Annotated in this window: 24 protein-coding genes; 8 read left to right on the top strand and 16 right to left on the bottom strand. The window is 67.0% G+C overall.

The window, feature by feature from the left end; genetic code table 11:
• Window position 1: 1 nt before the first annotated feature.
• The 4 genes from galU to B5V46_RS00650 form a co-directional block, all read right to left on the bottom strand.
• Window positions 2-904 carry a UTP--glucose-1-phosphate uridylyltransferase GalU gene (galU, locus tag B5V46_RS00665; protein ID WP_080614802.1) on the bottom strand — a complete coding sequence of 301 codons (903 nt, stop codon included), beginning with the start codon at window positions 902-904 and terminating at the stop codon, window positions 2-4.
• Between the two features lie 220 nt (window positions 905-1,124).
• A complete protein-coding gene (locus B5V46_RS00660) occupies window positions 1,125-1,925 on the bottom strand; it encodes a 3-deoxy-manno-octulosonate cytidylyltransferase (RefSeq protein WP_080614801.1) in 801 nt (266 codons plus the stop codon).
• The gene (cysQ, locus tag B5V46_RS00655) at window positions 1,925-2,722 is read right to left on the bottom strand and encodes a 3'(2'),5'-bisphosphate nucleotidase CysQ (protein ID WP_231119183.1); all 798 of its coding nucleotides are present in this window, start codon (window positions 2,720-2,722) and stop codon (window positions 1,925-1,927) included. Before cysQ ends, B5V46_RS00660 begins: the two co-directional genes overlap by 1 nt.
• A 177-nt stretch (window positions 2,723-2,899) precedes the next feature.
• Entirely contained in the window at window positions 2,900-3,532 is a 633-nt protein-coding gene (locus B5V46_RS00650; RefSeq protein WP_080614799.1) for an alpha-ketoglutarate-dependent dioxygenase AlkB, read from the bottom strand.
• Between the two features lie 170 nt (window positions 3,533-3,702).
• On the opposite strand from B5V46_RS00650, the gene dnaK reads away from it, so the two are divergent.
• The 3 genes from dnaK to radC all read left to right on the top strand — a co-directional run bounded on the left by dnaK (window position 3,703) and on the right by radC (window position 7,748).
• Complete coding sequence (dnaK, locus tag B5V46_RS00645; protein WP_080614798.1) at window positions 3,703-5,625, top strand: molecular chaperone DnaK; 1,923 nt, start codon at window positions 3,703-3,705, stop codon at window positions 5,623-5,625.
• Between the two features lie 73 nt (window positions 5,626-5,698).
• The gene (gene dnaJ, locus B5V46_RS00640) at window positions 5,699-6,859 is read left to right on the top strand and encodes a molecular chaperone DnaJ (protein ID WP_080614797.1); all 1,161 of its coding nucleotides are present in this window, start codon (window positions 5,699-5,701) and stop codon (window positions 6,857-6,859) included.
• A gap of 121 nt (window positions 6,860-6,980) precedes the next feature.
• A complete protein-coding gene (radC, locus tag B5V46_RS00635; RefSeq protein ID WP_080614796.1) occupies window positions 6,981-7,748 on the top strand; it encodes a DNA repair protein RadC in 768 nt (255 codons plus the stop codon).
• A gap of 13 nt (window positions 7,749-7,761) precedes the next feature.
• Here radC and B5V46_RS00630 read toward each other — a convergent pair whose 3' ends face one another.
• A complete protein-coding gene (locus tag B5V46_RS00630; protein ID WP_196774302.1) occupies window positions 7,762-9,288 on the bottom strand; it encodes a substrate-binding domain-containing protein in 1,527 nt (508 codons plus the stop codon).
• Window positions 9,289-9,457: 169 nt separating this feature from the next.
• Window positions 9,458-12,193: a preprotein translocase subunit SecA gene (secA, locus tag B5V46_RS00625; protein ID WP_080614794.1), complete on the bottom strand. Its 2,736-nt coding sequence runs from the start codon at window positions 12,191-12,193 to the stop codon at window positions 9,458-9,460.
• 177 nt (window positions 12,194-12,370) lie between these two features.
• Here secA and B5V46_RS00620 point away from each other — a divergent pair, with 177 nt between their 5' ends.
• The 3 genes from B5V46_RS00620 to mutT all read left to right on the top strand — a co-directional run bounded on the left by B5V46_RS00620 (window position 12,371) and on the right by mutT (window position 15,021).
• A complete protein-coding gene (locus B5V46_RS00620; protein WP_080614793.1) occupies window positions 12,371-13,216 on the top strand; it encodes a peptidylprolyl isomerase in 846 nt (281 codons plus the stop codon).
• Between the two features lie 120 nt (window positions 13,217-13,336).
• Window positions 13,337-14,626: a bifunctional glutamate N-acetyltransferase/amino-acid acetyltransferase ArgJ gene (gene argJ, locus B5V46_RS00615; RefSeq protein WP_231119325.1), complete on the top strand. Its 1,290-nt coding sequence runs from the start codon at window positions 13,337-13,339 to the stop codon at window positions 14,624-14,626.
• Window positions 14,623-15,021 carry an 8-oxo-dGTP diphosphatase MutT gene (gene mutT / locus B5V46_RS00610; protein ID WP_080614791.1) on the top strand — a complete coding sequence of 133 codons (399 nt, stop codon included), beginning with the start codon at window positions 14,623-14,625 and terminating at the stop codon, window positions 15,019-15,021. Before argJ ends, mutT begins: the two co-directional genes overlap by 4 nt.
• A gap of 202 nt (window positions 15,022-15,223) precedes the next feature.
• On the opposite strand, the gene infB is transcribed toward mutT, so the two are convergent.
• From infB to pip, 6 genes are all read right to left on the bottom strand, one after another.
• Window positions 15,224-17,746 carry a translation initiation factor IF-2 gene (infB, locus tag B5V46_RS00605; RefSeq protein WP_080614790.1) on the bottom strand — a complete coding sequence of 841 codons (2,523 nt, stop codon included), beginning with the start codon at window positions 17,744-17,746 and terminating at the stop codon, window positions 15,224-15,226.
• Between the two features lie 7 nt (window positions 17,747-17,753).
• Window positions 17,754-18,374 carry an RNA-binding protein gene (locus B5V46_RS00600; RefSeq protein ID WP_080614789.1) on the bottom strand — a complete coding sequence of 207 codons (621 nt, stop codon included), beginning with the start codon at window positions 18,372-18,374 and terminating at the stop codon, window positions 17,754-17,756.
• Window positions 18,375-18,396: 22 nt separating this feature from the next.
• Window positions 18,397-20,016: a transcription termination factor NusA gene (gene nusA / locus B5V46_RS00595; RefSeq protein ID WP_080614788.1), complete on the bottom strand. Its 1,620-nt coding sequence runs from the start codon at window positions 20,014-20,016 to the stop codon at window positions 18,397-18,399.
• Between the two features lie 3 nt (window positions 20,017-20,019).
• Window positions 20,020-20,613 (bottom strand): ribosome maturation factor RimP, encoded by a 594-nt coding sequence (rimP, locus tag B5V46_RS00590; protein WP_196774301.1) that lies wholly within the window; start codon window positions 20,611-20,613, stop codon window positions 20,020-20,022.
• A gap of 150 nt (window positions 20,614-20,763) precedes the next feature.
• Complete coding sequence (locus tag B5V46_RS00585; RefSeq protein WP_080614786.1) at window positions 20,764-21,393, bottom strand: class I SAM-dependent methyltransferase; 630 nt, start codon at window positions 21,391-21,393, stop codon at window positions 20,764-20,766.
• A gap of 2 nt (window positions 21,394-21,395) precedes the next feature.
• Complete coding sequence (gene pip / locus B5V46_RS00580; RefSeq protein ID WP_080614785.1) at window positions 21,396-22,385, bottom strand: prolyl aminopeptidase; 990 nt, start codon at window positions 22,383-22,385, stop codon at window positions 21,396-21,398.
• A gap of 72 nt (window positions 22,386-22,457) precedes the next feature.
• Here pip and ubiG point away from each other — a divergent pair, with 72 nt between their 5' ends.
• Complete coding sequence (ubiG, locus tag B5V46_RS00575) at window positions 22,458-23,204, top strand: bifunctional 2-polyprenyl-6-hydroxyphenol methylase/3-demethylubiquinol 3-O-methyltransferase UbiG (protein WP_080614784.1); 747 nt, start codon at window positions 22,458-22,460, stop codon at window positions 23,202-23,204.
• A 34-nt stretch (window positions 23,205-23,238) separates the two neighbouring features.
• Here the strand turns inward: ubiG and B5V46_RS00570 are convergent, their stop codons facing one another.
• From B5V46_RS00570 to B5V46_RS00555, 4 genes are read right to left on the bottom strand one after another with little or no spacing between them, the layout of a single operon-like run.
• Complete coding sequence (locus B5V46_RS00570) at window positions 23,239-23,625, bottom strand: MarR family winged helix-turn-helix transcriptional regulator (RefSeq protein WP_369822849.1); 387 nt, start codon at window positions 23,623-23,625, stop codon at window positions 23,239-23,241.
• A gap of 47 nt (window positions 23,626-23,672) precedes the next feature.
• Window positions 23,673-24,503 (bottom strand): carbon-nitrogen hydrolase family protein, encoded by an 831-nt coding sequence (locus tag B5V46_RS00565; protein WP_080614782.1) that lies wholly within the window; start codon window positions 24,501-24,503, stop codon window positions 23,673-23,675.
• A gap of 4 nt (window positions 24,504-24,507) precedes the next feature.
• On the bottom strand, window positions 24,508-24,765 hold the full coding sequence (gene grxC, locus B5V46_RS00560) for a glutaredoxin 3 (RefSeq protein ID WP_080614781.1): 258 nt from the start codon (window positions 24,763-24,765) through the stop codon (window positions 24,508-24,510).
• Between the two features lie 35 nt (window positions 24,766-24,800).
• Window positions 24,801-25,505, bottom strand: a complete 705-nt coding sequence (locus B5V46_RS00555) for a double zinc ribbon domain-containing protein (protein WP_231119182.1) — start codon at window positions 25,503-25,505, stop codon at window positions 24,801-24,803.
• Window positions 25,506-25,565: 60 nt separating this feature from the next.
• On the opposite strand from B5V46_RS00555, the gene B5V46_RS00550 reads away from it, so the two are divergent.
• Window positions 25,566-26,411, top strand: coding sequence for a methyltransferase domain-containing protein (locus tag B5V46_RS00550; RefSeq protein ID WP_080614779.1), 846 nt, complete (start codon window positions 25,566-25,568; stop codon window positions 26,409-26,411).
• Window positions 26,412-26,470: the final 59 nt, after the last annotated feature.

Below are 26,470 nucleotides of genomic sequence, written 5' to 3'. Positions count from 1 at the left end.
CCTATTCCGCCGCCTCCGGCCGGGCGAACCGGGCGCGCAGGTAGTCCTCGAACTCGCCCTTCAGCTCGGGCCGCGCCAGCGCGAAGGATACCGTCGCCTGCAGGAACCCCGCCTTCGAGCCGCAATCGAAGCGCTGCCCCGCGAAGCGGTAACCGTACACCCCCTGCCCGTCGATCTCCTCTGCGATGGCGTCGGTCAGCTGCAGCTCGCCCCCGGCCCCGAACCGCTCGCGGCGCAGGTTCTGGTCGAGATTGTGCAGCACCTTCGGCGTCAGGATATAGCGCCCGATCACCGCCAGGTTCGAGGGCGCCTCCTCGAGGCTCGGCTTCTCGACCATCCCCTTGACCAGCACCCTGTCGCCCATGTCCCGCGCGACATCGAGAATGCCATAGGCCGAGGCCTTCTCGGGCGGCACTTCCATCGCCGCCACCATGTTCGCGCCGGTCTCGCGATAGGCCTCGGTCATCTGCTGCAGGCAGGGCGTCTCGGCCGCGATCACGTCATCGGGCAGGATCACCGCGAAGGGCTCGTTGCCGATCAGCCGCCGCGCACACCACACGGCATGGCCCAGCCCCATCGCCATCTTCTGGCGGATATAGGCGATCGCGCCGCTTTCCATGTCGGTGCTGCGCAGGATCTCCAGCAGGTCGTCCTTGCCCCTCGAGCGCAGCGAGTCCTCCAGATGCGGGGCGTGGTCGAAATAATCCTCGAGCGCGCTTTTGCCGCGCGAGGTCACGAAGATGAAATCGGTGATCCCGGCCGCCCGCGCCTCGTCGATCGCGTATTGGATCAGCGGCCGGTCCACCAGCGTCATGATCTCCTTCGGAATCGATTTCGTCGCGGGAAGAAAACGCGTCCCAAGACCCGCCACGGGAAAAACCGCCTTCGTCACTTGCCGGTTCATGATCTCACTCGCTTGTCGCTTTCATTTCATCCCGGCCCATATTGACCGGGCCGGCGCGTAACATCGATATTATTTATTAAAAAACCCGACAATTCGGCGGGGTTATTCCGATACTGGAAACATTTCATGACGCTCGCCGGTTTTCGCGCCATGCGGCGAAGCGGTTGGCAGAATCCTGCCGCACCGGTTCGCCGCCCTGGCCGCCAAGGCGGGCCCCATCTCAGTCGATCCCCATCGCGGCCATCATCGCCTCGATCCGCGGAACGTCCGTGGGGTTGTTCAACTCCCAGAACTGGCGGCCGCGCGCCGCTACCTCGACGCAGAGGACCGGCCGGCCATGTTCGAGGAAGCGCAGCTGTTCGAGCCCTTCGAGCCCTTCCAGCGGCCCCGGCGCAAGCCGAAGGTAGGTCTCGAGCGCCGCGGGACGGTAGGCATAGACCCCGACATGGTGAAAGACCGGCGTCGGCGCGGTGTCGGCATAGTTCTGCCCGGTATAGGGGATGACCTCCTTCGAGAAATAGAGCGCCCGGTTGCCCGCGCCGAAGACGGCGGTGGTGCCGCCGACCCGGCCCGCGCGGCGATCTTCCAGCAACGCGTTCAGCCCCTGCCCGTCGCAGCGCAGCACCGGGGTCGCCAGATCGGCACCGGGATCGGCGCGCAGCCCCGTCACCAGATCCTCGACGAACCAGGCGGGCGTCAGCGGCGCATCGCCCTGCAGGTTGACCGCGATCTCGACCTCGCCGCCCAGCACCCCGAGCGCCTCGGCCACCCGCTCGGTCCCGTTGGCGCAGGTCCCGGAGGTCATCACCACCTCGGCGCCGAAAGCCTCGGCCGCGGTGCGGATGCGCTCGTCATCGGTCGCGACCACCACCCGGTCGATGCCCGAAACCGCCTGCGCCGCCTCCCAGGACCGCTGGATCAGGCTCTTTTCCTGCCCGGAGGCGCCCTTCAGAAGCGCCAGAGGCTTGCCCGGATAACGCGACGAAGCGTAGCGCGCCGGGATCACGATGACGACGGACATCAGACGCCTTTCAGCTCGACGCCCGGTGCAAGGGCGATGAAGAACGGGTTCTCGTAGCCCGGCTTGCCATAGCGCAGCGGGCTGTGATCGTCGAAACGCACGACCTCGCCGCCCGCGCCCGCCAGCACCGCATGCCCGGCCGCGGTATCCCATTCCATGGTGCGCCCGAGCCGCGGGTAAAGATCGGCCTCGCCGGTCGCGACGAGGCAGAATTTCAGCGAGGATCCGGCCGAGGTCATGTCGCGCACGGCATATTTGCCGATGTAATCGTCGGTGGCCTGATCGCGATGCGATTTCGAGGCCACGACCATCAGCGCGCCATTGTCGGGGGTCGAGACAGAGAGCGGCGTGACCGGCCCGACCGTATCGAGCGCCAGATCGCCGGTTTCCTCGACGGTCGCGCCATCGGCCCGGGTATAGAACAGCCGCCCGCGCGCCGGGGCATAGACCACGCCGCGCACCGGAACCCCGCCCTCGATCCAGGCGATGTTGACGGTGAAATCGCCCCGGCGCTTGACGAATTCCTTGGTGCCGTCGAGCGGATCGACGATCAGGAAATCGGCGGCGTGCTCGGCATGGGTCTCGGCCTGCTCCTCGGTGACGATCAGCAGGTCCGGAAAGGCCTGTTTCAGCTCGGCCGTGATCAGCGCATCGGCGGCCTCGTCGGCCTCGGTCACGGGGCTGGAATCGGCCTTGGCGCGCACCTCGAAATCGGGCGCAGCGTAGATTTCCATGATACGTGCCCCGGCCAGAAGCGCTGTCTTGCGCATCACGGTTTCAAGCTGAGCGTAATCCAAATTTTCCTCCTGACATCGTCTCGCGCGACGAAACAAATTCGCAGTCACGTTATGCGCGGCTTGCCGGGCGACGGCAAGAACACACGGAAAAGGTGATTTTCCCCGGGACCGAACGAGCGTTTCCTTGCCGGGCGGGACCGGGGTGGAACCGGGGCGGGACTGCGGCGCGACCGGCCGTCAGTCCACCACCCGGAGCGTCAGGTTGATCCGGCCGCCGCCCTCGATCAGGGTCGAGCTGCCGCCCCGCACCCGGTCGATGCCGTGATGGATCAGCCGGGCCGCGCCGCGCATCATCAGAACGTCGCCGGATTTCAGCCAGAGGCTTTCGGTCGGCCCGCCCCGGGTCACGTCGCCGATCCGGAACCGCGCCTCGTCGCCCAGCGAGACCGAGACGATGGGCCAGGAGAAATCGGCCTCGTCGCGGTCCTGATGCAGGCCCATCTTCGCGCCGTCGCGATAGAGGTTCACGAGACAGCAGTCGGGCGCGCGCGCAAACCCGGTCACCCGGTGCCACAGCGCCAGCACCGGCGCCGGGATCGGCGGCCAGGCCACTCCCGACGGGTGCCGGGTCTCGTAGCGGTAGCCGCGCCGGTCCGAGACCCAGCCGTATTTTCCGGCCGAGGTCATCCGCACGCTCATCTTTCGCCCGAACCGGGTTTCGGGCTGGACCGGCGGCGCCGCGGCCATCACCGCCGCGATCTCGGTCATCAGCCCGGCCCGGGCCGCGGGATCGAGCAGGCCGGGAAATATCTCGACTCCCCGCACCACCAGCCCCGGCACCGGTTCCTTCGGTCTTTCCGTCTCAGACATCGTTCACCACACCCACATTTCTGCAATAGGCTCCGCTTGCAGGGTCTCACACCCCTCCTTATATACGCCCGAGAAACGGGCCCGGGCGACCGTGGCCCATGGGATCGGGGCGCAGAGGCCTCCTGAGGGTCTGCTCCCCACAACATCGCCGAATGAAGAGGTAAGATATCATGGGTAAAGTCATCGGGATCGACCTCGGGACCACCAACTCCTGCGTCGCCATCATGGACGGGGCGCAACCCCGGGTCATCGAGAATGCCGAAGGCGCGCGGACGACCCCGTCGATCGTGGCCTTCACCGACAACGAGCGCCTGGCCGGCCAGCCCGCCAAGCGCCAGGCCGTCACCAACCCCGAGAACACCGTCTTTGCAGTCAAGCGGCTGATCGGCCGCCGGGTCGACGACGCCGAGGTCGAGAAGGACAAGAAGCACGTCCCCTATTCCATCGTGGACGGCGGCAATGGCGACGCCTGGGTCAGCGTCCGCGGCGAGAAATACTCGCCCAGCCAGATCTCGGCCTTCATCCTGCAGAAGATGAAGGAAACCGCCGAAAGCTATCTCGGCGAGGACGTGACGCAGGCCGTCATCACCGTTCCGGCCTATTTCAACGACGCCCAGCGTCAGGCCACCAAGGATGCCGGCAAGATCGCCGGTCTCGAGGTGCTGCGCATCATCAACGAACCGACGGCCGCCGCGCTGGCCTACGGGCTCGACAAGAAGGAAACCCGCACCATCGCGGTCTATGACCTCGGCGGCGGCACCTTCGACATCACCATTCTGGAAATCGACGACGGCCTGTTCGAGGTGAAATCGACCAACGGGGACACCTTCCTCGGCGGCGAGGACTTCGACATGCGCATCGTCGCCTACCTGGCCGACGAGTTCAAAAAGGAACACGGCGTCGATCTGACCAGGGACAAGATGGCCCTGCAACGGCTGAAGGAAGCCGCCGAGAAGGCCAAGATCGAGCTGTCCTCCTCCAGCCAGACCGAAATCAACCAGCCGTTCATCTCGATGGACCCGCAGGCCGGCACGCCGCTGCACCTGGTGATGAAGCTGACCCGCGCCAAGCTGGAAAGCCTCGTCGGCGACCTGATCAAGCGCTCGATCAAGCCCTGCCAGGACGCGCTGAAGGATGCCGGGCTCTCGACCTCGGATATCGACGAGGTGGTGCTGGTCGGGGGCATGACCCGGATGCCCCGGGTCATCGAGGAAGTGACCAAGTTCTTCGGCAAGGAACCGCACAAGGGCGTGAACCCCGACGAGGTCGTGGCCATGGGCGCCGCGATCCAGGCCGGCGTGCTGCAGGGCGACGTCAAGGACGTGGTGCTGCTTGACGTGACCCCGCTGTCTCTGGGCATCGAGACCCTGGGCGGCGTCTTCACCCGGCTGATCGACCGCAACACCACGATCCCGACCAAGAAAAGCCAGATCTTCTCGACCGCCGAGGACAACCAGAGCGCCGTGACGATCCGGGTCTTCCAGGGCGAGCGCGAGATGGCGGCCGACAACAAGATGCTCGGCCAGTTCAATCTCGAGGAAATCCCGCCCGCGCCGCGCGGCATGCCGCAGATCGAGGTGACCTTCGACATCGACGCCAACGGCATCGTCTCGGTCTCGGCCAAGGACAAGGGCACCGGCCGCGAACAGAAGATCACGATCCAGGCCTCGGGCGGTCTCTCGGATGACGAGATCGACAAGATGGTGCGCGAGGCCGAGGCCAATGCCGAAGCCGACAAGTCGCGCCGCGAACTGGTCGAGACCAAGAACCAGGCCGAAAGCCTGATCCACTCGACCGAGAAGTCGATCGAGGAACATGGCGACAAGGTCGACCCCTCGACCGTCGAGGCGATCGAGCTGGCCGTGGCCGCGCTGAAGGACGTGCTTGAAAGCGACGATGCCGGCAAGATCAAGGGCGGCATCCAGAACGTGTCCGAAGCCGCGATGAAACTGGGCGAGGCGATCTACAAGGCCCAGCAGCAGGACACCCCGGACAACGACGAGCCCGAGGCCCGCGACGAACCGACCGGTGTGGATGACGAGATCGTCGATGCCGAGTTCGAGGATCTGGACGACGATCGCAAGCGCTCGTGACGCGCGACCGGACCCAAAGCGGCCGGTCCGGGAAACCGGGCCGGCCAGCGTGTTTCGGGAAGAGGGTTAGCTGATGGCAAAGCGCGATTTCTACGAGGTTCTCGGGATTGCCCGCGGCGCCTCGGCCGAAGAGATCAAGAAGGCCTATCGCAAGAAGGCCAAGGAACTGCACCCGGACCGCAATGCGGACAATCCCAAGGCGGAAGGGCAGTTCAAGGAGGTCAACGAGGCCTACGAGACGCTGAAGGACCCCGACAAGAAGGCCGCCTATGACCGGTTCGGCCATGCCGCCTTCGAACAGGGCGGCGGGCGCGGTCCCGGCGGCATGGGCGGCATGGGCGGTGGCTTCGGCGGTCAGGGCGATTTCGCCTCGGCCTTCTCCAACGTCTTCGACGACCTGTTCGGCGATTTCATGGGCGGGGCGGGCCCCGGCGGGCGCCAGCGTGCCACGCGCGGCTCCGACCTGCGCTACAATCTCCGCATCACGCTCGAGGAAGCCTATTCGGGCCTGCAGAAGACGATCAAGGTCCCCAGCTCGGTGGCCTGCGATGTCTGCAACGGCACCGGGGCTGCGGGCGGCGCCGAACCGGCCACCTGTCCGACCTGTTCGGGCATGGGCAAGGTCCGGGCGCAGCAGGGCTTTTTCACCGTGGAACGGACCTGTCCGACCTGCGGCGGCATGGGCCAGATCGTCAAGAACCCCTGCAAGTCCTGCGGCGGCGCAGGCCGGATCGAGCGCGACCGCTCGCTCTCGGTCAACATCCCCGCGGGCGTCGAGACCGGCACCCGGATCCGGCTTGCCGGCGAGGGCGAGGCCGGGCTCAGGGGCGGGCCTGCGGGCGATCTCTACATCTTCATCGAGGTGGCGGGCCATCCGCTCTTCGAGCGCGACGGGCTGAACCTGTTCTGCCGGGTGCCGGTCTCGATGACCGCTGCCGCGCTTGGTGGCGAGATCGAGGTGCCGACCATCGATGGCGGCCGGTCGCGGGTGAAGGTGCCCGGCGGCAGCCAGTCCGGCAAGCAGATGCGGCTGCGCAGCAAGGGCATGCCCGCGCTTCGCGGCAATGCCCAGGGCGACATGTTCATCGAGCTTGCGGTCGAGACCCCGGTCAACCTCACCAGCCGCCAGAAAGAGCTTCTGCGCGAATTCGAGGAGCTGAGCGAAGAGAACAATCCGGAAGGATCGTCCTTCTTCACCAAGGTGAAAAGCTTCTGGGACGGGATGAAAAGCTGACGCGGGCCCCCGGCCCGCGTTTTCCCTGCGCTTTCGGCGTCACGCTCGACGGCACTCTCGGCAATAGCCCTGCCCTTTAGCCTTAACCTTTCATTCACCTTGAATCCGGTAGCGTCGGATCATGCCGCGCCCGACGCCACCCTCCTCCTCCGAAGATCCGCCACTGCCGCTTTTCGCAGAGGCGCCGGTGCGCACCCTCGCCCCAGGCGAGCGCCTGCCCTCCTATATCCGCGACCATCGCAGGCGGCTCCGCGACCGCTTCATGGCGGGCGGCGCGGCGGCGATGCCCGATTACGAACTGCTCGAGATGGTGCTGTTCCGCGCCCTGCCGCGGCAGGACGTCAAGCCGCTGGCCCGGCTGCTGCTCGACCGCTTCCGCGACTTCAACGGCGTGCTTTCGGCCCCGGTCGCGCGGCTGCAGGAGGTGCGCGGCGTCGGCCCCTCTGTCATCGTCGAGCTGAAACTGGTCGAGGCGGCGGCACAACGGCTGGCCCGGACCCGGGTCATGCACCGGCCCGTGCTGTCGAGCTGGGACGCGCTTCTGGACTATTGCCGCACCGCCATGGCCCATCGCGAGACCGAGCAGTTCCGGGTGCTGTTTCTCGACCGCAAGAACGTCCTGATCGCCGATGAGGAACAGGCGCGCGGCACCGTCGATCATGTCCCGGTCTATCCGCGCGAGGTGGTCAAGCGTGCGCTGGAGCTGAACGCCTCGGCCCTGATCCTCGTCCATAACCACCCGTCCGGCGACCCGACTCCCTCGCAATCGGACATCTCCATGACGACCCAGATAGAGGCCGCCTGCGCCGCGCTGGGGCTGGTGCTGCACGATCACCTGATCGTCGGCAAGGCGCGCGAGCTCAGCTTCCGGTCGGAAGGCTATCTATAAACGGCCCCGCGGTTCAGCGCAGCCAGAGCTCGACCCGGCGGTTGAGCCGCGCTGTCCAGTCATCCGGCACCCCACCATGGCTCTGGTCCGGACCGTCACCGTCGCCGCCATTGCACATCACCGGCAGCAGGTCGCCGAAGCCCGCCACCTCGATCCGGACCCGGCCGAAATCGGCGGCGGTCGCGGCTGCGCGTATCGCATCGCGCACCGCCTCGGCATCGCGCCGGGCCTCTACGCCACCGCCCTCCGGCCCGGCCGCCCCGTCGGAAAACCCGGCCAGGATCAGCCTGCGCCCGTCGAATTGACCTGCCTCCAGCGCCGCGGCCACCGCCGCGATATTGGCCCGCACCTGCGCATCCGCGCCGCCGGGAGCGCTGCGGAAGGTCTCGGACAGGCGAACCGCCCCGCCCAGCGTCGCAACCAACCGCTGCAATTCCCGCAGACCGTCCCCGGGGCGCGCCCGAGCGATGGCCAGGGCCAGCCGGTCGCCCTGCCGGTCAAGCGGGATCTCCTCGCGCAGGAGATCGACAAACCCCGCCCGGCGGATCGCGATCTGGGCGGCGGGCGTCTTCAGATAGTCCAGAAAATCCCGCCCGAACCGGGGCAGCCTGGGGCTGCCGAGATAAAGCGACAGCGGCGCCACATAGGGGTAATCGCCGGTCTTCACGGTCTGCGCCGATGCCACAAGCCGCGTGCCGCAGCCATCCGCCAGCGGGACCTGCAGCGCCTCCCCGAGCGTCGAGAGCCGCGCCAGACCAAAGCCCATGGGATCGGCCGCCACCGCCGTCGCGACCGCTGCCGCGCTTTCATGGCGCCGCGCCGAAGCCACCGGCATCCGGCCTTCCGGCACCCGCGCCTCGGGCCACTGGCGCAGCCCCGGCCCCCGTCCCGGCAGATGGATGATGACCGGCGCCGGGGACCCGCCGAGCCCGGACCACTCGGCGATCTCACCGCTCAGAAGCCCCAGAATGGACGCGCGCGAAAGCCCGCGCTCAGGGGCACCCAGCCGGCTATCGGGGGCCACCACCGGGACGATGGCGTCAAGCGCAAGGATACGGCGCCGAAACGGCCGTGACAGATCGCCAAAGCCCGCCTCGCGGATACGGGCGATCTCTTCGGGCAGGATCTCGCGGTCGGCCATCACGATCCGGGCCGCGCCGGTCAACAGGTCGGCAACCCCCTCGCCGGTGCTGCCCGAGGCCAGCACGATCTCGGCCCGCAGCGGGCCGCCCTCCGGCGCGCGCAGGCGGAACAGCCGGTTCCGCCCCTCGGCCCCGCGCTCGACGACAAGCCCGCGCGCGGCGGCAAAGCCCTCGATCAGCGCGGGCATCAGCCTCTCACCCAGCACCGGGCTGCCAGACAGCGCGATCCGCGCCACCCGCGCCCCGGGATCCGGACAGGCCGCACCCTTGCAGCTCACGCCGGCGCCGTCGACCGTCAGCTGTCCGTAGATGGTGTCGAGCCTGTAGAGCTCGCCATCGAAGCCGAGCAGACGACCGCGGATCCCGGCCGCGCCCTCTTCACGCGGCAGCAGCGTCACCTCTCCGGCCGAAGCGGGCCGCGAGGCAGGAGGGAAAAGCGCCGCGCAGAGAAGGACAGCGCCAATGAGAAACCGCATCGCGACCGGACCGGAGTGATTGCCTCTGTTCGGGCCGAGTGTCCGATCTGGCCGCGCCGATTTCAACCGTCCGGCAGGACGGCCGCCCTGCTCAGACCAGTTGACCGTGGCAATGCTTGAACTTCTTGCCCGAGCCGCACGGGCAGGGATCGTTGCGGCTGGGATTGCCCCAGGTCTCGGGCCGGGTCTCGTCGAAGCCCGACTGCGCTGCGGCCAGGGCCGCCGGGGCGGGTTCGGTTCCGCCCGCGGGCGCCTCGGCATGCGAGGGCTGGGCCTGTGCCGTCGCCTCGGCCAGCCGGGCCTGCTGTTCGGCAAGCTGGCGGATCATGTCGTTGCGCTCGTCCTCGGTCAGCGGCCGGATCTGTGCAAGTTTCTGGGTCACGTCCTCGCGCAGGCTGTTCAGCATCGATTCGAACAGCGCGAAGCTTTCCGTCTTGTATTCGTTCAGCGGATCGCGCTGCGCATAGCCGCGGAACCCGATGACCGAGCGCAGATGTTCGAGCTTGAGCAGATGTTCGCGCCATTTGGTGTCGATGGCCTGCAACAGCATCTGTTTCTCGATATTGCGCATCGCCTCGAGACCGAACTGCGCCGCCTTCGCGGCCATCGCCTCATCCGAGGCCGTGGCAATCCGCTCGGTGATAAGCTCGTCGTCGACGCCCTCTTCCTCGGCCCAGTCCTTGACCGGCAGGTCGAGATTGAGGGTCTCGGCAACAGCGCGCTGAAGGCCCTCTACATCCCACTGATCGGCATAGGAGCGCGGCGGAATATAGGTCTCGACCAGTTCGTCGATCACCTCCTGGCGCATGTCCTGCACGATATCCGACAGGTCGTCCGCCTCCATGATCTCGCGGCGCTGACCGAAGATGACCTTGCGCTGGTCGTTCATCACGTCGTCGAATTTCAGCAGCTGCTTGCGGATGTCGAAGTTGCGGCCCTCGACCTTGGCCTGGGCCTTTTCGAGCGACTTGTTCACCCACGGGTGGATGATCGCCTCGCCTTCCTTCATCCCCAGCGTGGAGAGAACCTTCTCCAGACGCTCGGAGCCGAAGATCCGCATCAGGTCGTCTTCCAGCGACAGGAAGAAATAGGACCGGCCAGGGTCGCCCTGACGGCCCGAACGGCCGCGCAGCTGGTTGTCGATGCGGCGCGATTCGTGGCGTTCGGTACCCAGGACGTAAAGCCCGCCGGCCTCGAGGACCTTCTTCTTCTCCTCGGCATGCTCGGCCTCGATCCGGGCGCGCACGGCGTCGGGATGGGCGGTCGGATCTGCGTCGAGCGCCTCCATCACCTTGATCTCGGCATTGCCGCCCAGCTGGATGTCGGTGCCGCGCCCGGCCATGTTGGTGGCGATGGTCACCGCGCCGAAGCGGCCGGCATCGGCGACGATCTGGGCTTCCTGCTCGTGGTGGCGGGCGTTCAGCACGTTATGCGGCACGCCTTCCGCCTTGAGCATGTCCGACAGCATCTCGGATTTCTCGATCGAGGTGGTGCCGACCAGAACCGGCTGGCCGCGGTCATGGGCCTCCTTGATCGACTCGACGATGGCGGCGTATTTCTCGGCCGCCGTGCGGTAGACGGCGTCATGCTCGTCGATCCGGGCGACGGGCCGGTTGGTCGGGATCTCGACCACGCCAAGCCCATAGATCTGCATGAATTCCTCGGCTTCGGTCGCCGCCGTCCCGGTCATGCCCGCCAGCTTGTCGTAAAGCCGGAAATAGTTCTGGAAGGTGACCGAGGCCAGGGTCACGTTCTCGGGCTGGATCTGCACGCCTTCCTTGGCCTCGATGGCCTGGTGCAGCCCGTCGGACAGCCGCCGGCCGCGCATCATCCGGCCGGTGAATTCGTCGATCAGCATCACCTCGCCGTCGCGCACGATATATTCCTTGTCCTTCAGGAACATCTTGTGCGCCTTCAGCGCCTGCTGGGCGTGGTGGACGATGGTCGTGCTTTCAGGATCGTAAAGCGACTGCCCTTCGGGCAGGATGCCCAGTTCATGAAGCCGCTTCTCCATGAACTCGTTGCCTTCCTCAGTGAAGGTCACGTTGCGCATCTTCTCGTCGAGCGTGTAATGCTCGTCGGTCAGATCGGGCACGACCTTGTCGAGGGTCATGTACAGCTCGGACCTGTCCTGGCTCGGACCCGAGATGATCAGGGGCGTGCGCGCCTCGTCGATCAGGATCGAGTCGACCTCGTCGACGATGGCGTAATAATGCCCGCGCTGCGCCATGTCCTTGAGCTCGGACTTCATGTTGTCGCGCAGATAGTCGAAGCCCAGCTCGTTATTGGTGCTGTAGGTGATGTCGGCGCGGTAGGCTGCACGCTTCTCGGGTTCGGGCTGCCACGGATAGACGACGCCGGTGGTCATGCCGAGCATGGCATAGACCTTGCCCATCCATTCGGCGTCGCGCTTGGCGAGGTAGTCGTTCACGGTGACGATATGCACGCCCATGCCGGTCAGCGCGTTCAGATAGGCCGGGAAGGTCGCGACCAGCGTCTTGCCCTCGCCGGTCTTCATCTCGGCGATATTGCCCCGGTGCAGGAAGATGCCACCCACCAGCTGGGTATCGAAGGCCCTCAGCCCCAGCGCCCGGCGCGCGCCCTCGCGGCAGTTGGCGAAAGCCTCGGGCAGCAGCTCGTCCAGCGTCTCGCCCTCGGCGAAGCGGCGCCTGAATTCCAGCGTCTTGGCCTTCAGCCCCTCATCGTCCAGCGCCTGGAATTCGGGCTCCAGCGCATTGATGCGGGCGACCAGCGGACGCACCTTCTTGACCGTCCGGTCGTTCCGGGTCCCGAAGACCTTACGGGTGAGTGTTCCGATGCCCAGCATGTTCTCTCCGCGCGGATGCGTATCTGACAGGATCTTGTACGACGGACCGCTTGCCCGCCTGAGAATGCGGCAATAGAAGTGGCCAAGGAAATAAGGCCGACCCCGAGAACCAGTTGCGATGTAAGGGGAGGCCGGAATGGTGTCAACGCCACCAAGCGCCCGCCGAAAGGAGTGCCCATGTCATTTGACCTCAGACCGCTTGCCGTTCTTGCCCTCGGGGCGACGCTCGCGCTGCCCGCGCTGGCCGACGAGATCGGCCCCGACACGGTCGTCGCACGGGTGGGCGATCAGGAGATCACGATCGGCCACATGATCGTGCTCCGCGCCCAGCTTCCGGCCGAATACCAGCAGCTTCCCGATGACGTGCTGTATCAGGCCGTGCTCGACCAGCTGATCCGGCAGACCGCTGTCGGCGAGGCCATCGGCGAGGATCTCTCGACCGGCGCCCGGCTGGCGCTGGAGAACGAGCGCCGCTCCTTCGTGGCGGGCGAGGCGCTGTCGCGGCTGGCCGAGGCCGCGGTGACCGACGAGGCGGTCAAGGCCGCCTATAACGCCACCTATGGCGACGCCGATCCGATCAACGAATATCACGCCGCCCATATTCTCGTCGACACCGAGGACGAGGCCCAGGCGATCGAGGCCCAGCTCAAGGACGGCGCCGATTTCGCCGAACTCGCCAAGGAGAAATCCACCGGCCCCTCCGGCCCGAACGGCGGCGATCTGGGCTGGTTCTCGGAAGGCATGATGGTCCAGCCCTTCGAGGAGGCCGTGACCGTGCTCGAACCCGGCGAAGTCTCGGCCCCGGTCCAGACCCAGTTCGGCTGGCATGTGATCAAGCTCTACGAGACCCGGCTGAAGGATGCGCCGCGGCTTGCGGATGTGCGCGGCGAACTGGTGCAGCAGATCCAGCGCGACGCAATGGAAGCGGCGCTTGAGAAATATACCGAGGAGGCCGAGGTCTCCCGCACCGAAATCGAGGTCGACCCCGCGATCCTGAAGGACCAGTCGGTACTCGACCGGTAAGAGCCAAGCGAAGAGGGACAGATGGCCAAGGACAAGAAGAAGAAGGTCGAGACGGAAGAGCCCGGCAAGAAGAAAAAGAAGAAGGCCAGGATCAAGGCGCTCAAGCGCGAGGTCGACCGCATGCGCTCGCAGCTTGTGGCGCTTTCCCAGAAGGTCCCGGCCAAGACCCCGTTGATCTCTCCGCTTGCCCCCGCCGCCGGCTTCCCGGCGCTGCCGGTGATCGAGGGCGCCGAATTCGCGGCGGTGGAAGCGGGCGTGCGCTATCAGGGGCGCCTCGACGTGATGCTGGCCCGGCTTGCCCCCGGCACCGCGATTGCGGGGGTCTTCACCCGCTCGGCCACGCGCTCGGCGCCGGTTCTCGACTGCGAGGCAAAGCTTGCGGCGGCCGCCGACCCCGAAGCGGGTGCGGCGATCCTGGTCAATTCGGGCAATTCCAACGCCTTCACCGGGGCCGCCGGTGCCGAGGCCGTCAAGTCGATTGCGGCCGGCCTGGCCAAGGCTGCGGGCGTGCCCGAGGCGCGGATCTTCACCGCCTCGACCGGCGTCATCGGCGAGCCGCTGCCCCATGAGCGGATCACAGCCGCGCTCGGCGATCTGACCGAACGGCTCTCGCCCCAGGCGATGCCGCTGGCCGCGCGCGCGATCATGACCACCGACACCTTCCCCAAGGGCGCCACGGCGACCATCGAGGTCGAGGGCCAACCGATCCGGATCGCGGGCATCGCCAAGGGCTCGGGCATGATCGCGCCCGACATGGCGACGATGCTGGCCTATGTCTTCACCGATGCGAAGATCGCGCAGCCGCTTCTGCAGCGGATGCTGGGCAAGCTCTCTGACGAGACCTTCAACAGCATCACCGTCGACGGAGACACGTCAACCTCGGACACGCTGATCCTGGCCGCGACCGGCAAGTCGGAGGCCCCCGAGATCACCGATCTGCGCAGCGCCGCCGGACGCGCCTTCCAGGAGGCGCTGAGGGGCGTGATGCTGGATCTGGCGCATCAGGTGGTGAAGGATGGCGAGGGCGCGACCAAGTTCGTCGAGGTCGCGGTGACCGGCGCGGCCAGCCCTGCCGATGCCCGCAAGGTCGCCATGGCCATCGCCAATTCGCCGCTGGTCAAGACCGCCGTCGCGGGCGAGGACCCGAACTGGGGCCGGATCGTGATGGCGATCGGCAAGTCCGGCGCGCAGGCCGAACGCGACCTGATCTCGATCCGCTTCGGCGACATCCTCGTCGCCGAGAAGGGCTGGGCCGCCGAGAGCTATGCCGAAGAGGTCGGCGCGGCCTACATGAAGCGCGAAGAGCTGGTGATCAACGTCGATCTGGGCCTTGGCAAGGGCGCCTCGACGGTCTGGACCTGCGATTTCACCAAGCGCTACATCGAGATCAACGCGGATTACCGGTCGTGAAGATCGTTCTCGTGGCCGCCGTGGCCCTGATCGACGCGGATGGGCGGGTTCTTCTCGCCCAACGCCCCGCAGGCAAGTCGATGGCCGGTCTCTGGGAATTTCCCGGCGGCAAGATCGAGCCGGGCGAAACCCCCGAAGCCGCGCTGAAACGCGAGCTGAAGGAAGAGCTGGGCATCGACACCTGGGAAAGCTGCATGGCGCCGCTGACCTTCGCCAGTCACTCCTATGACGATTTCCACCTGCTGATGCCGCTTTTCGCCTGCCGCAAATGGCAGGGCCAGCCGCAGGCCCGCGAGGGACAGGTGCTGAAATGGTCTCATGCCAAGGATCTGCGCGATTTCCCGATGCCGCCCGCCGACATTCCGCTGATCCCGGTCCTGCAGGACTGGCTCTGATCCCTGCGACCGGCGGTGCGTGACGGCAGAGCCGCCGGTCAGATCGCTTTCTTAACGGCAAACGGAAGCCGCGGACTGGCCGCACCGGACATTCGCGGCCATGCGACCGGGTATCCGGCCACCGATCACACAGGACGAAACGAAAAGAGGCGCCCGCAGCAGCAGGCGCCTCTTTTCATGTTTCCGGTCGGGTCGGACCCGATCAGGCCAGGGTCCGGACGACTTCCTGACGCTCGAAGATCTCGATGACATCGCCGGCACGGATGTCGTCGTAATTCTCGAAGGCCATACCGCATTCCTGGCCCGACTGGACCTCGGCGACTTCGTCCTTGAAGCGCTTGAGCGTCTTCAGCGTGCCTTCGTGGACCACCACGTCGTCGCGCAGCAGACGCACCCCGGCCGACCGGCGGGCGACGCCCTCGGTGACCAGACAGCCCGCCACCTTGCCGACGCCCGAGACCTTGAAGACCTCCTTGATCTGGGCATAGCCGATGAAGTTCTCGCGGATCTCGTTCGACAGAAGGCCCGAGGCCGCCGCCTTCACGTCGTCCACGAGGTCGTAGATCACGCTGTAATAGCGGATCTCGACGCCCTTCTGGTTCGCGGCGCTCCGCGCCGGTGCATTGGCCCGGACGTTGAAGCCGATGATCGGCGCGCCCGATGCCTCGGCAAGGCCAACATCGGTTTCGGTGATGGCCCCGACACCGGCATGCAGAACGCGCACGCGCACCTCGTCGTTGCCGATCTTCTCCATCGCCTGGACGATGGCCTCGGCAGAGCCCTGCACGTCGGCCTTCATCAGGATCGGAAGCTCGGCCACATTGGCATCTTCCTTGGCCTTGGCCAGAAGCTGGTCAAGCGTGGTCGCGGCACCGGCGGCGGCGCGCTTGTCCTTGGCGCTGTGCTCGCGGTATTCGGCGATCTCGCGGGCCTGGGCCTCGGTATCGACCACGTTCAGAACGTCGCCTGCCTCGGGCGTGCCGTTCAGTCCGAGCACCTCGACCGGCACCGACGGACCGGCGGTCTTGACCCGCTCGCCCTTGTCGTTGACCAGCGCGCGGACCTTGCCCCATTGCTCGCCGACGACGAAGATGTCGCCCTGCTTCAGCGTGCCGTTCTGCACCAGAACCGTCGCGACCGGGCCGCGGCCCACATCCAGCTGCGCCTCGATCACGGCGCCCATGGCGGCGCGTTCGGGGTTGGCCTTCAGCTCCAGGATCTCGGCCTGCAGCGCGATGGCCTCGAGCAGCGTGTCGAGCCCCTGGCCGGTCTTGGCCGACACCTCGACATCCTGCACATCGCCCGACATCGCCTCGACGACCACCTCATGCTGAAGCAGTTCCGTGCGGACGCGCTGCGCGTCGGCGGCGGGCTTGTCGCATTTGTTGATCGCCACGATCATCGGAACGCCGGCGGCCTTGGCATGGTTGATGGCCTCTACCGTCTGCGGCATGACCGAGTCGTCGGCCGCGACCACCAGGACCACGATATCCGTCACCTGGGCGCCGCGCGCCCGCATCGAGGTGAAGGCCGCGTGACCGGGCGTGTCGAGGAAGCTCAGCACCGCCCCGCTATCGGTTTTCACCTGATAGGCGCCGATATGCTGGGTGATGCCGCCGGCCTCGCCCGCCACCACCTTGGCGTTGCGGATCGCGTCCAGCAGCGAGGTCTTGCCGTGGTCGACATGGCCCATGATGGTGATGACCGGCGGACGCGGCTTGAGATCTTCGGCCTTGTCCTCGACGGTGTCGATCACCTGTTCGACATCGGCATCGGACACGCGCACGACCTTGTGGCCGAATTCCTCGACGATCAGTTCGGCAGTATCGGCATCGATCGACTGGTTCTGCGTGACCATCATGCCCATCTGCATCAGCGACTTGACCACGTCGGCGGACCGCACCGCCATCCGGTTGGCCAGTTCCTGAACCAGGATGGTCTCTGGCACCTGCACGTCGCGCACGACCTTCTCGTGCTTGTCGGCGCCGCCCATCGCCTTCTGGCGCATCCGTTCCTGCTTGCGCTTCATCGCCGCCAGCGAGCGCTGACGTCCGCCCTCGCCACCGGTTAGCGCCTGGCTCACGGTCAGCTTGCCGGAGCGGCGGTCGCCCTTGCCCGGCGAGGTCTTGCCACGGTTCGGGCGGTCGGCGCCGCCCTCGCGTTCGCGGTCGACCTTGCGCGGAGACGCGGTCTTGGCAGGAGCGCGAGTCTCTTCGGGCCCGGCCGCAGGGATGGACTTTGCGGGCGCGACGGCTGCGCGTTCGGCATCCGCCGCCTTCTTCTTGGCGGCTTCCTCGTCCTCGCGCTTCTTGCGCTCTTCCTCTTCGGCCTTGCGGCGGGCGGCCTCTTCGATCTCGCGCTGCTCGCGCTCCTTCGCCTCGGCTTCCTCGCGGCGGCGCTGGCGCTCTTCCTCGCGCTGACGCTCGTCTTCCGCACGCTGCCGGGCCTCTTCGGCCTCACGCAGCTTGGCGGCCTGCAGCGCCTTCAGCCGACGCTCCATCTCGGCATCGGAAATCCCGGCCGGGCGCCTGGACGGATCGCCTCCGGCATGCCCGCCCCCAGCCCCGCCAGATTTCGCGGCTCCTGGCTTGGGCACGACAACGCGCTTGCGCTTGGTCTCGACGACCACGTTCTTGGTGCGGCCATGCGAAAAGCTCTGCTTCACCTGGCCAGACCGCGAACCACCGCGCAAACCCAAAGTCTTCTTGCCGTCAGTATCGTCCATAAGGTCTTCAACCCTTTCCGGGGGTCCCTCCCCCGTCCTTCTTGCGCACGCCCGAAAGCTTGGCGGCATCCTCTACTACACGTTCGGTGAGTCCGCCAGCCGCAAGCGCGCCATGTATCACATGTTCCCGGCCGAAAGCCAAACCCAATTCCAGGGCCGTCAGACAGCCGATGAATCCATCGTCTTCGCGGGGCGGCCGAAGCTTGGTCTTGCCCCGTTCCGACCCGTCGCTGGCCTGGATCAGGACCGACGCCTGCCCGCTGTCCAGCCAGCCTTTCACCTTCTCGTAGCCCGCCACCGCGCAGCCCGCCTTGCGGGCCAGTGACAGGCTGTCGACCAGCCGGCGCAACAGCCCCGCCTCGACCTGCGCCAGCAGGTCCTCGGGCACCGCCACCGGCCGTTTTGCCGCACGCGAGAACAGGCGCTTCTTCACCGCCATCTCCAACGCGTCGCGGTCGGCCGCGATCCACATGCCGCGGCCCGGCAGCTTGCCCAGCAAATCGGGCACCGCCGCATCGCCGGGACCGACCACGAACCGGATCAGCCCTGCCTTCGGCGTCACCTCACCCGTGGCGATGCACCGCCTCTGCGGCTCGTCGGCCGATCTGCCTGCACCTGCTCGGGCCATGGCCGCTCTCCGGGGCCGGGCCTCAGGCCCCGGCCTCCTCCTCGCCGCCCTCTTCTTCCTCGGGCCCGGCTTCCGGCTCGAGCTCGGAGGGATCGACCCAGCCAAGCAGGACACGCGCCGTCATCACGAGGGTCTGGGCTTCTTCCAGAGAGACGTCGAATTTTTCGAGAATACCCTCGTCCTTGACCCGCTCGCCATTGACCGTGGTCCAGCCACCGGCAAGCTCCCAGTCGGCACAGGTCGCGAAATCTTCCAGCGTCTTCACGCCATCCTCGGCCAGTGCCCCGATCATTTGGGGTGTCAGGCCCTCGAAGTCAACCAGGCTGTCCTCGACGCCAAGCTCGCGCGCATGTTCCAGGGCCTTGCGGTTCGCCTCTTCGATATGGTCGCGGGCCCGGGCCTGCAGCTCGCCGGCGGTATCCTCGTCGACCCCGTCGATCACCAGAAGCTCGTCGATGTCGACATAGGCGACCTCTTCGAGATTGGTGAATCCTTCCGAGACCAGAAGCTGGGCGAAGAACTCGTCGAGATCGAGCGTGTCCATGAACAGCCTGGTGCGTTCCTCGAACTCGGCCTGGCGGCGCTGGCTTTCCTCGGCCTCGGTCATGATGTCGATGTCGAGCGCGGTCAGCTGCGAGGCCAGCCGCACGTTCTGGCCGCGGCGCCCGATCGCGAGCGACAGCTGCTCGTCCGGCACCACCACCTCGATCTTGCCGGCCTCCTCGTCGATCACGACCTTCGAGACCTCGGCCGGCTGCAGCGCGTTCACGAGGAAGGTCGCCTGATCCTCATTCCACGGAATGATGTCGATCTTCTCACCCTGCAATTCGTTCACCACGGCCTGCACGCGCGAGCCGCGCATGCCGACGCAGGCCCCCACCGGGTCGATAGAGCTGTCATAGGAAATGACCGCGATCTTCGCGCGCGAGCCCGGATCGCGGGCCACTGCCTTGATCTCGATGATGCCGTCGTAGATTTCCGGCACTTCCATCTTGAACAGCTCGGCCATGAATTCCGGCGCGGTCCGGCTGAGGAAGATCTGCGGGCCGCGGGTCTCGCGGCGCACATCCTTGATATAACAGCGGATGCGGTCGTTCGGGCGATAGCTTTCGCGGCCGATCTTCTCGTTCCGGCGCAGGATGCCCTCGCCCCGGCCGATATCGACGATGACGTTGCCGTATTCCTCGCGCTTGACCTGACCGTTGATGATCGTGCCGGCGCGGTCCTTGAATTCCTCGTACTGGCGGTCGCGCTCGGCCTCGCGGACCTTCTGCAGGATGACCTGCTTGGCCGATTGCGCGGCGATCCGCCCCAGCTCGACCGGGGGCACCTCATCGACCACCGTGTCTCCGATCTGCGGATCTGTCAGGTATTGTTTCGCCTGCTTGACGGTCAGCTCGGCCTGATAGTTTTCCAGCGCCTCGTCCTCGACCACGGTGCGGACCCGGGTGAAGGTGGCGCGGCCGGTCTTGCGGTCGATCGACACGCGGATGTCCATCTCGGACCCGTAGCGCGACTTGGCGGCCCGGGCGAGCGACTCTTCCATCGCCTGCACGACCAGATCGGGGTCGATCATCTTCTCGCGCGCCACCGCCTCGGCGGTCTGCAACAGTTCGAGCTGGTTGGCAGAGGTAATCGCCATGTCTCAGTCCTCCTGCGGGACGGACCCGTCGTCCGTCTCGATCTCGTCAAAGTCGCTCTCGTCGATGAGGCCCGCATCCTTGCGCGCCTTCAGCATCTCGCGAATCAGCTCTTCGGTCAGCACCAGCTTGGCATCCGAAAGCCAGTCATATTGCAGCCCGATGATCACCGGCGTGCCTTCCGGGCCGTCGATCTCGATCAGAACCTCGCCATCCTCGACGCCCTGCAGCACGCCCTTGAAGCGGCGGCGGCCGTCGATCATCTCGGCGGTCTCGAGCTTGGCCTCGTAGCCTTCCCAGGTGCCGAAATCCTTCAGCCGGGTCAGCGGCCGGTCGATCCCGGGCGAGGAGACTTCCAGCGTATAGGCCTCGTCGACCGGGTCCTCGACATCGAGCAGCGCCGAGATCGCGGTCGAGATCTTCGCGCAGTCATCGACCTCGATCCCGCCATCGGGCCGTTCGGCCATCACCTGCAGGGTCTTGGTCTTGCCGCCCATCAGACGGACGCGCACCAGCTCGAAGCCCATCCCCTCGATGGCAGGGGTGAGGATCTCGGCCAGGCGCCGGTCGATGGCGGTCTTGGCGATGAGTTCGGACATGGGCAGCGTTCCAGAAACAAAAAAGCGGGCCAACGGCCCGCACATACCTATCCGGTGGAGGTTCGGGTTTGGACGCCGAACCACCGTTGTTGATCGGTCATATACGCCCGGATCGCGCGGAAGGCAAGGGATAGTCGCGCGGGCGCCGGCTCAGGACGGCTTGCGCGCAATCAGGAACAATACCGGCACCCGGCCGCCCTCGGGGCGCCAGTCCTCGATGACCCCGAAGCCCGCCGCCGCGATCTCGGCCCGGAGCCCGTCGGCCGTCAGCGGGTTGAAGAGCGGCAGAAGCCCAAGCGCATGTCCGGTCCGGATCGCCCCGCGAAACAGCCACGGCGCCCCGGCCGCGCAGGCGGTGGAGGACACGAACACGCCGCCCGGCTTCAGCATCCGCCGGACCCGGGCCAGCGCGCCCGCCCGGTCGGGCAGAAGATGCAGCACGTTATGCGCCATCACCATGTCGAAGGCGGCAGGGCTGTCGGGCATGTCCGACAGATCGCCGACCCGGAACTCGACATTGCCGATACCCGCCTCGGCCGCCTTCTGCCGCGCGATCCCGATCATCGTCGGGGCACAGTCGATGGCGGTGACATGGCCCGCATGGGGCGCGTGCCGCAGGGCCGTCGTGCCGGTGCCGCAGCCGAATTCGAAGACCTGCGCATCCGGCCCAAGAAAGGCCCGCGTCATCGCAAGCTTCTTCTCATAGGCGTCGGGATCGCGAACCGTCATCCGGGCATAGCGGGGCGCCAGCCGGTCCCAGAAGCGGGCGTTGACATGCATGGCTAGAACCCCAGCGCCACGGCGTGACGCTGGACGGTGCGCATGGTGCGCACCAGCTCGGCACTGATTCCCGGCTCGGACAGGGCATGCCCGGCCATCGGAACCATCTTCAGCTCGGCCCGGTCCCAGCGCTCGGCCAGCCGAAAGGCCGAGACCGGCGGGCAGACCATGTCATAGCGGCCCTGCACGATGGTCGCGGGCACATGCGAGATCCGCGACACATCGTCGATGAGCTGACCGTCGCGCTCGAGAAAACCGCGATTCATGAAATAGTGGTTCTCAAGCCGGGCGAAGGCGCGGGCGTAATCGGCGGGCGCCTCTCCGGCCGGGCCCTCATGCCCGATCGCGGCCAGCGCGTTCTCCCAGGCAGACCAGGCCCGGGCATGGCGGGTCTCGGTCAGCAGATCCCCGGAAAACAGTCGCCGGTGATAGGCCGCGATCATGTCGGACCGCTCGTCGGCCGGGATCGGCGCCGAGAAGCGGGCCCAGAGATCGGGCCAGAACTGCCCGGCACCGCCGCCATAGAACCAGTCGAGCTCGGCCCCGGTCATCAGGAAGACCCCGCGCAGCGCCATGTAGGCGACCCGTTCGGGATGGGTTTCGGCATAGGCCAGCGCCAGCGTCGCGCCCCAGCTTCCGCCGAACAGGACCCAGCGGTCGATGCCCAGCGTCTCGCGGATCTGCTCGATATCGGCGATCAGATGCCAGGTGGTGTTGTTCTCGACACAGGCATGGGGCCGCGACCGGCCGCAGCCGCGCTGGTCGAACAGCACGATCCGGTATTCCGTCGGGTCGAAATAGCGCCGCATCGCCGGGCTGCAGCCGCCGCCCGGCCCGCCATGCAGCACGATCACCGGAATGCCCTGCGGATGCCCGCATTGCTCGACATAGATCCGGTGGCCGTCGCCGACATCCAGCATGCGCTGATCGAACGGGTCGATCGGCGGATAAAGATGCTGCGATGCGCGCTTTTGGCCTGCGGATTTGTCCATGACCCGTCTATATAACTCTCGAAAACCGGCCCCCGAGGGGGGTGCAGACAGAAGACAGGAACGGAGCCCGCGATGCAAGCAGCAGAGACAACCGTCGACCCTTCCGAAGTCGCAAAATTCGAGGCCATGGCCGCCGAATGGTGGGACCCGACCGGCAAATTCAAGCCGCTGCACATGCTGAACCCCTGCCGGCTGGACTACATCACGCGCCAGATTGCAGCGGAATTCGACCGCGACCTGAGCGCCGAGGCGCCCTTCACGGGGCTCAGGCTGCTCGATATCGGCTGCGGCGGCGGGCTGCTGTCCGAGCCCATGGCGCGTCTCGGCGCCGAGGTCGTGGGCGCCGATGCTGCCGAGCGCAACATCCCGGTGGCGCGGATCCATGCCGAACAGTCGGGGCTCGAGATCGATTACCGCCACACCACCGCCGAGGCGCTGGCCGAGGCCGGCGAGCAGTTCGACGTGGTCCTGAACATGGAGGTGGTCGAGCATGTGGCCGATCCGCTGGCCTATCTGACCGCCTGCCGCACACTTCTGAAACCGGGCGGGCTGCATCTGTGCTCGACCATCAACCGCAACCCCAAGGCCTTCGTGATGACCATCCTGGGCGCCGAATACGTGATGCGCTGGCTGCCGAAGGGCACCCATGAATACCAGAAGTTCATCACCCCGGACGAGCTGTGCGGCCTGCTGGAGCAGTCCGGGCTGAAACTGCTGGACCGCAGCGGCTTCGTGTTCAATCCGCTGACCTGGGACTGGTCGATCTCGAGCCGCGACCTGTCGGTAAACTACGTTACCGCCGCCCGCAAACCGGCCTGACGCCTTTTTTTGGGGGGGACCGACCCGGCCCCCCCTAGCCTTCCAGCTTCTGGCGAAGCATACGCAAGACCGTCAGCGCCGCCTTCAGCCGGTCCTCGCCGATATCGGCCACCGCCTCGGCCAGGACCGGTGCAACCGCCTGGATCGCGGCCTCGCGCGCCGCACGTCCCGAGGGGCTGATCGAGACCATCTTGCGCCGCGCATCGTCCCAGTCGGGCCGGATATGCACATGCCCCGCCCATTCCAGCCGGCCCAGCGTGTTGGTCATCGCGCCCCGGGTGACATGGAAGGCGGCCGCGAGCTGCGCCGGGCTGCGCTCTTCGTTCAGCCGCGCCAGATGGTTCAGCACGGAAAAGTGACTGATCTCCATGCCCTTGGGCAGGGCCTTCGAAATCCGGTTCCGTGCCAGCTGATCGGCCATGAAGATCTCGCTGAAGAGCGTCACGACCAGGCTCTCGCTGATCTCGGTCACGGCCCCTCGAAATCCCGGTCGTGGAAGATCGAGGGCACCCGCGCCCGCGCCCGGGCGACCTCCTCGCGGTCAAGCTCGACATAGACGATGCCCGGTGCCTCGCCGCCATCGGCCAGAACCTCGCCCCAGGGCGCCACCGCCAGGCTGTGGCCATGGGTTCGCCGCGGCTGGCCTTCCGAGGCCGGATGCAGCCCGCATTGCGCCGGCGCCAGCACATAGCAGCCGGTCTCGATGGCACGGGCGCGCAGGAGCGGCTCCCAATGGGCAGCCCCCGTCACCGGCGAGAAGGCGGCGGGCACGGTCAGGATCTCGGCGCCCGCCTTGGCCATCGCCCGGAACAGATGCGCAAAGCGCAGGTCATAGCAGATCGCCATGCCGACCGCGCCGAACGGCGTCGGCGCCACGACCGCGCGCGTGCCCGGCCGGTAGCCGTCGGATTCGCGGAAGGTCTCGGTCTCGCTGATCTCGACATCGAACATGTGGATCTTGTCATAGCGGGCGACGATGCCGCCGCCCGGCTCGATCAGGACCGAGCGGTTGGCAAAGCGGCCATCCCCGTCCGTCGTCTTCAACCCGATCGAGCCGATCAGCAGCCAGATCCCGAGCGACGCGGCCTCGTGCCGCAACGCCGCCAGGGTCGGATCCGCGGCCTCTTCCGTCAGCACGTCCCGCTGCCAGTCCCGGCTGGTCGAGAGGCAGTTGGTCACCTCTGGGGTCAGGACGAAGCGGGCATCGCCCGCCGCCGCCTCGCGCACCAGCTCGCGCACCTGGCCGATATTCTCCTCCGGCAGGTCCGAGGAGGTCATCTGGATCAGCGCCGCGCGCATCGCCCTATCCCGCCAGCAGGCGGTCGAGGTCTCCCGCCCGGTCAAGGTCATAAAGATCGTCGCAGCCGCCGACATGGGTCCCGCCGATGAAGATCTGCGGCACGGTATGGCCGCCATCGGCCCGCTCCATCATCTGCTGGCGCAGGCCCGGATCGGCGGTCACGTCGATTTCGGCATAGGACACGCCCTTGCCGTCGAGCAGCCGCTTGGCGGCATGGCAGTAGCCGCAACTGGACGTCGTGTAGATTTCAACCGTTTGCATGAGGGCTCCTGAGGTTTTGGCGAGACTATAGGTTTTCAGTCGGCTTTCGCAACGCGGGCCAGAACCAGCACCCGCACCTCGGCGGCGCCGGAGGCCAGACAGGCCGCGGCCGCGGCACCAAGCGTCGCGCCCGAGGTCATCACGTCGTCGATCAGCAACACCGTCCGGCCATGAAGCCTGCCGCGATGGCGCGGCCCGACCGCGATCGCTCCGGCCTGATTGGCGGCACGGGCCTCGGCTGTCATGCCTTCCTGAGGGCGGGTGGCCCGCAGCCGGACCAGCAGGTCGGGGCAATGCTCGGCCCCGGCGCCCTCGGCCACGCCTTGCGACAGCAGCGCCGACTGGTTGTAGCGCCGCCGCAGAAGCCGCCAGCGATGCAGCGGCACCGGCGCGACCAGCATCCCCGGAACGAGGATCGGCCGCCCGGCGCGCAGCATCCAGCCCGCCGCCGCCCGCGCCAGATCGGTCCGGTCGCCATGCTTGAAGGCCAGCACCAGCCCGCGCGCCCGGCCGCGATACAACAATGCCGCCCGCCCCCGCGCCCAGGGCCGGGGCGCGGACAGGCAGTCATCGCACCAGACCGGCTCCTCCGCCTCCTCGCCGGGCAAAGGCAGCCCGCAGGCGTCGCAGACCAGCCCGGTCACGAAGTCGAGCTCGCCCCAGCAGCGGGCGCAAAGCGCGTGGTCGCGCTCGACCGGCTCGCCGCAGGCCACACAGCGCGGCGGGTAGATGAGTCGCATCGCGCTTTGCAACATCGTCCCGGTCCCCTACATAGCGCCGGGCAACCCGCCGGAGCCCAGATGACCCGACCGCCCGACCTGACCGACCGCCACGCCCTTGCGCTACACCGCGCCCGGGCCCTGAAGGCGGGGCCCGCCCTGTTCCTGCACGAGGCGGCGGCCGACGAGATCAAGGAGAGGCTGATCGAGGTTAACAGAACCTTTACGGCCCCTGCCGTGGTCACGCCTTTCGCCGAAGCCTGGCAGGGGCACCTGCCCGGGGCACGTGTCGTTCCGGCCGAAGAGACGCTCGATCTGGCCCCCGGCGCGCACGATCTCGTGATCCATGCCCTGGCCCTGCACTGGGCCAATGATCCGGTCGGCCAGCTGATCCAGTGCCGCCGTGCGCTGAAGCCCGACGGGTTGTTCCTCGGAGTTCTGTTCGGCGGCAACAGCCTGCAGGAGCTGCGCAGGGCCCTGGCCGAGGCCGAGTCGGCAACGCTGGGCGGGCTTTCGCCCCGGGTGCTGCCGATGGCCGAGATCCGCGATCTGGGCGCCCTTCTGCAACGCGCGGGCCTTGCCCTTCCCGTGGCGGATTGCGTAGAGATGTCAGTTACTTACAAAACCGCCTATCACCTGATGCGCGATCTTCGCGCGATGGGAGAGACCAATGCCCTGGCCGCGCGCCACCGTCGTGCCGCACCGCGCGCTCTGTTCGCAGAAGCCGCCCGGCGCTATGCGGAATTCCATACCATGCCGGATGGCCGCATCCCCGCGACCGTCGAAATGATCTACCTTACCGGGTGGGCGCCTGCCGAAACCCAACCGCAGGCATTGAAACCCGGCTCGGCGCGCATGCGCCTGGCCGATGCGCTGAACCGGACCGCACCCGCCACCGGCGAGCGCAACGGCGGTGGTTCCGATTGACCCGCGTTGGAATCCGTATATTTCCGGGAGGATTCAGAGTTTGAGGCTCGACAGAAGCG

It is taken from the genome of Rhodovulum sp. MB263 (assembly GCF_002073975.1).
Classification (GTDB): Bacteria; Pseudomonadota; Alphaproteobacteria; order Rhodobacterales; family Rhodobacteraceae; genus Rhodovulum.
Note: the sequence above shows the minus strand (reverse complement) of the source record. Positions and strands in the feature narration are given on the sequence as shown.

Coding starts and splice junctions, on each gene's coding strand:
- pip (WP_080614785.1), bottom strand. CDS start 22,385: ATGGACAAATCCGCAGGCCAAAAGCGCGCATCGCAGCATCTTTATCCG.
- B5V46_RS00565 (WP_080614782.1), bottom strand. CDS start 24,503: ATGCGCGCGGCGCTGATCCAGATGACCTCCTCGGACCTGCCGGAGGAG.
- rimP (WP_196774301.1), bottom strand. CDS start 20,613: ATGTCCGAACTCATCGCCAAGACCGCCATCGACCGGCGCCTGGCCGAG.
- galU (WP_080614802.1), bottom strand. CDS start 904: ATGAACCGGCAAGTGACGAAGGCGGTTTTTCCCGTGGCGGGTCTTGGG.
- radC (WP_080614796.1), top strand. CDS start 6,981: ATGCCGCGCCCGACGCCACCCTCCTCCTCCGAAGATCCGCCACTGCCG.
- B5V46_RS00650 (WP_080614799.1), bottom strand. CDS start 3,532: ATGTCTGAGACGGAAAGACCGAAGGAACCGGTGCCGGGGCTGGTGGTG.
- secA (WP_080614794.1), bottom strand. CDS start 12,193: ATGCTGGGCATCGGAACACTCACCCGTAAGGTCTTCGGGACCCGGAAC.
- argJ (WP_231119325.1), top strand. CDS start 13,337: ATGCGCTCGCAGCTTGTGGCGCTTTCCCAGAAGGTCCCGGCCAAGACC.
- infB (WP_080614790.1), bottom strand. CDS start 17,746: ATGGACGATACTGACGGCAAGAAGACTTTGGGTTTGCGCGGTGGTTCG.
- B5V46_RS00660 (WP_080614801.1), bottom strand. CDS start 1,925: ATGTCCGTCGTCATCGTGATCCCGGCGCGCTACGCTTCGTCGCGTTAT.
- B5V46_RS00600 (WP_080614789.1), bottom strand. CDS start 18,374: ATGGCCCGAGCAGGTGCAGGCAGATCGGCCGACGAGCCGCAGAGGCGG.
- B5V46_RS00570 (WP_369822849.1), bottom strand. CDS start 23,625: ATGGCCGATCAGCTGGCACGGAACCGGATTTCGAAGGCCCTGCCCAAG.
- B5V46_RS00555 (WP_231119182.1), bottom strand. CDS start 25,505: ATGCGACTCATCTACCCGCCGCGCTGTGTGGCCTGCGGCGAGCCGGTC.
- B5V46_RS00620 (WP_080614793.1), top strand. CDS start 12,371: ATGTCATTTGACCTCAGACCGCTTGCCGTTCTTGCCCTCGGGGCGACG.
- ubiG (WP_080614784.1), top strand. CDS start 22,458: ATGCAAGCAGCAGAGACAACCGTCGACCCTTCCGAAGTCGCAAAATTC.
- B5V46_RS00550 (WP_080614779.1), top strand. CDS start 25,566: ATGACCCGACCGCCCGACCTGACCGACCGCCACGCCCTTGCGCTACAC.
- dnaK (WP_080614798.1), top strand. CDS start 3,703: ATGGGTAAAGTCATCGGGATCGACCTCGGGACCACCAACTCCTGCGTC.
- nusA (WP_080614788.1), bottom strand. CDS start 20,016: ATGGCGATTACCTCTGCCAACCAGCTCGAACTGTTGCAGACCGCCGAG.
- B5V46_RS00585 (WP_080614786.1), bottom strand. CDS start 21,393: ATGCATGTCAACGCCCGCTTCTGGGACCGGCTGGCGCCCCGCTATGCC.
- dnaJ (WP_080614797.1), top strand. CDS start 5,699: ATGGCAAAGCGCGATTTCTACGAGGTTCTCGGGATTGCCCGCGGCGCC.
- grxC (WP_080614781.1), bottom strand. CDS start 24,765: ATGCAAACGGTTGAAATCTACACGACGTCCAGTTGCGGCTACTGCCAT.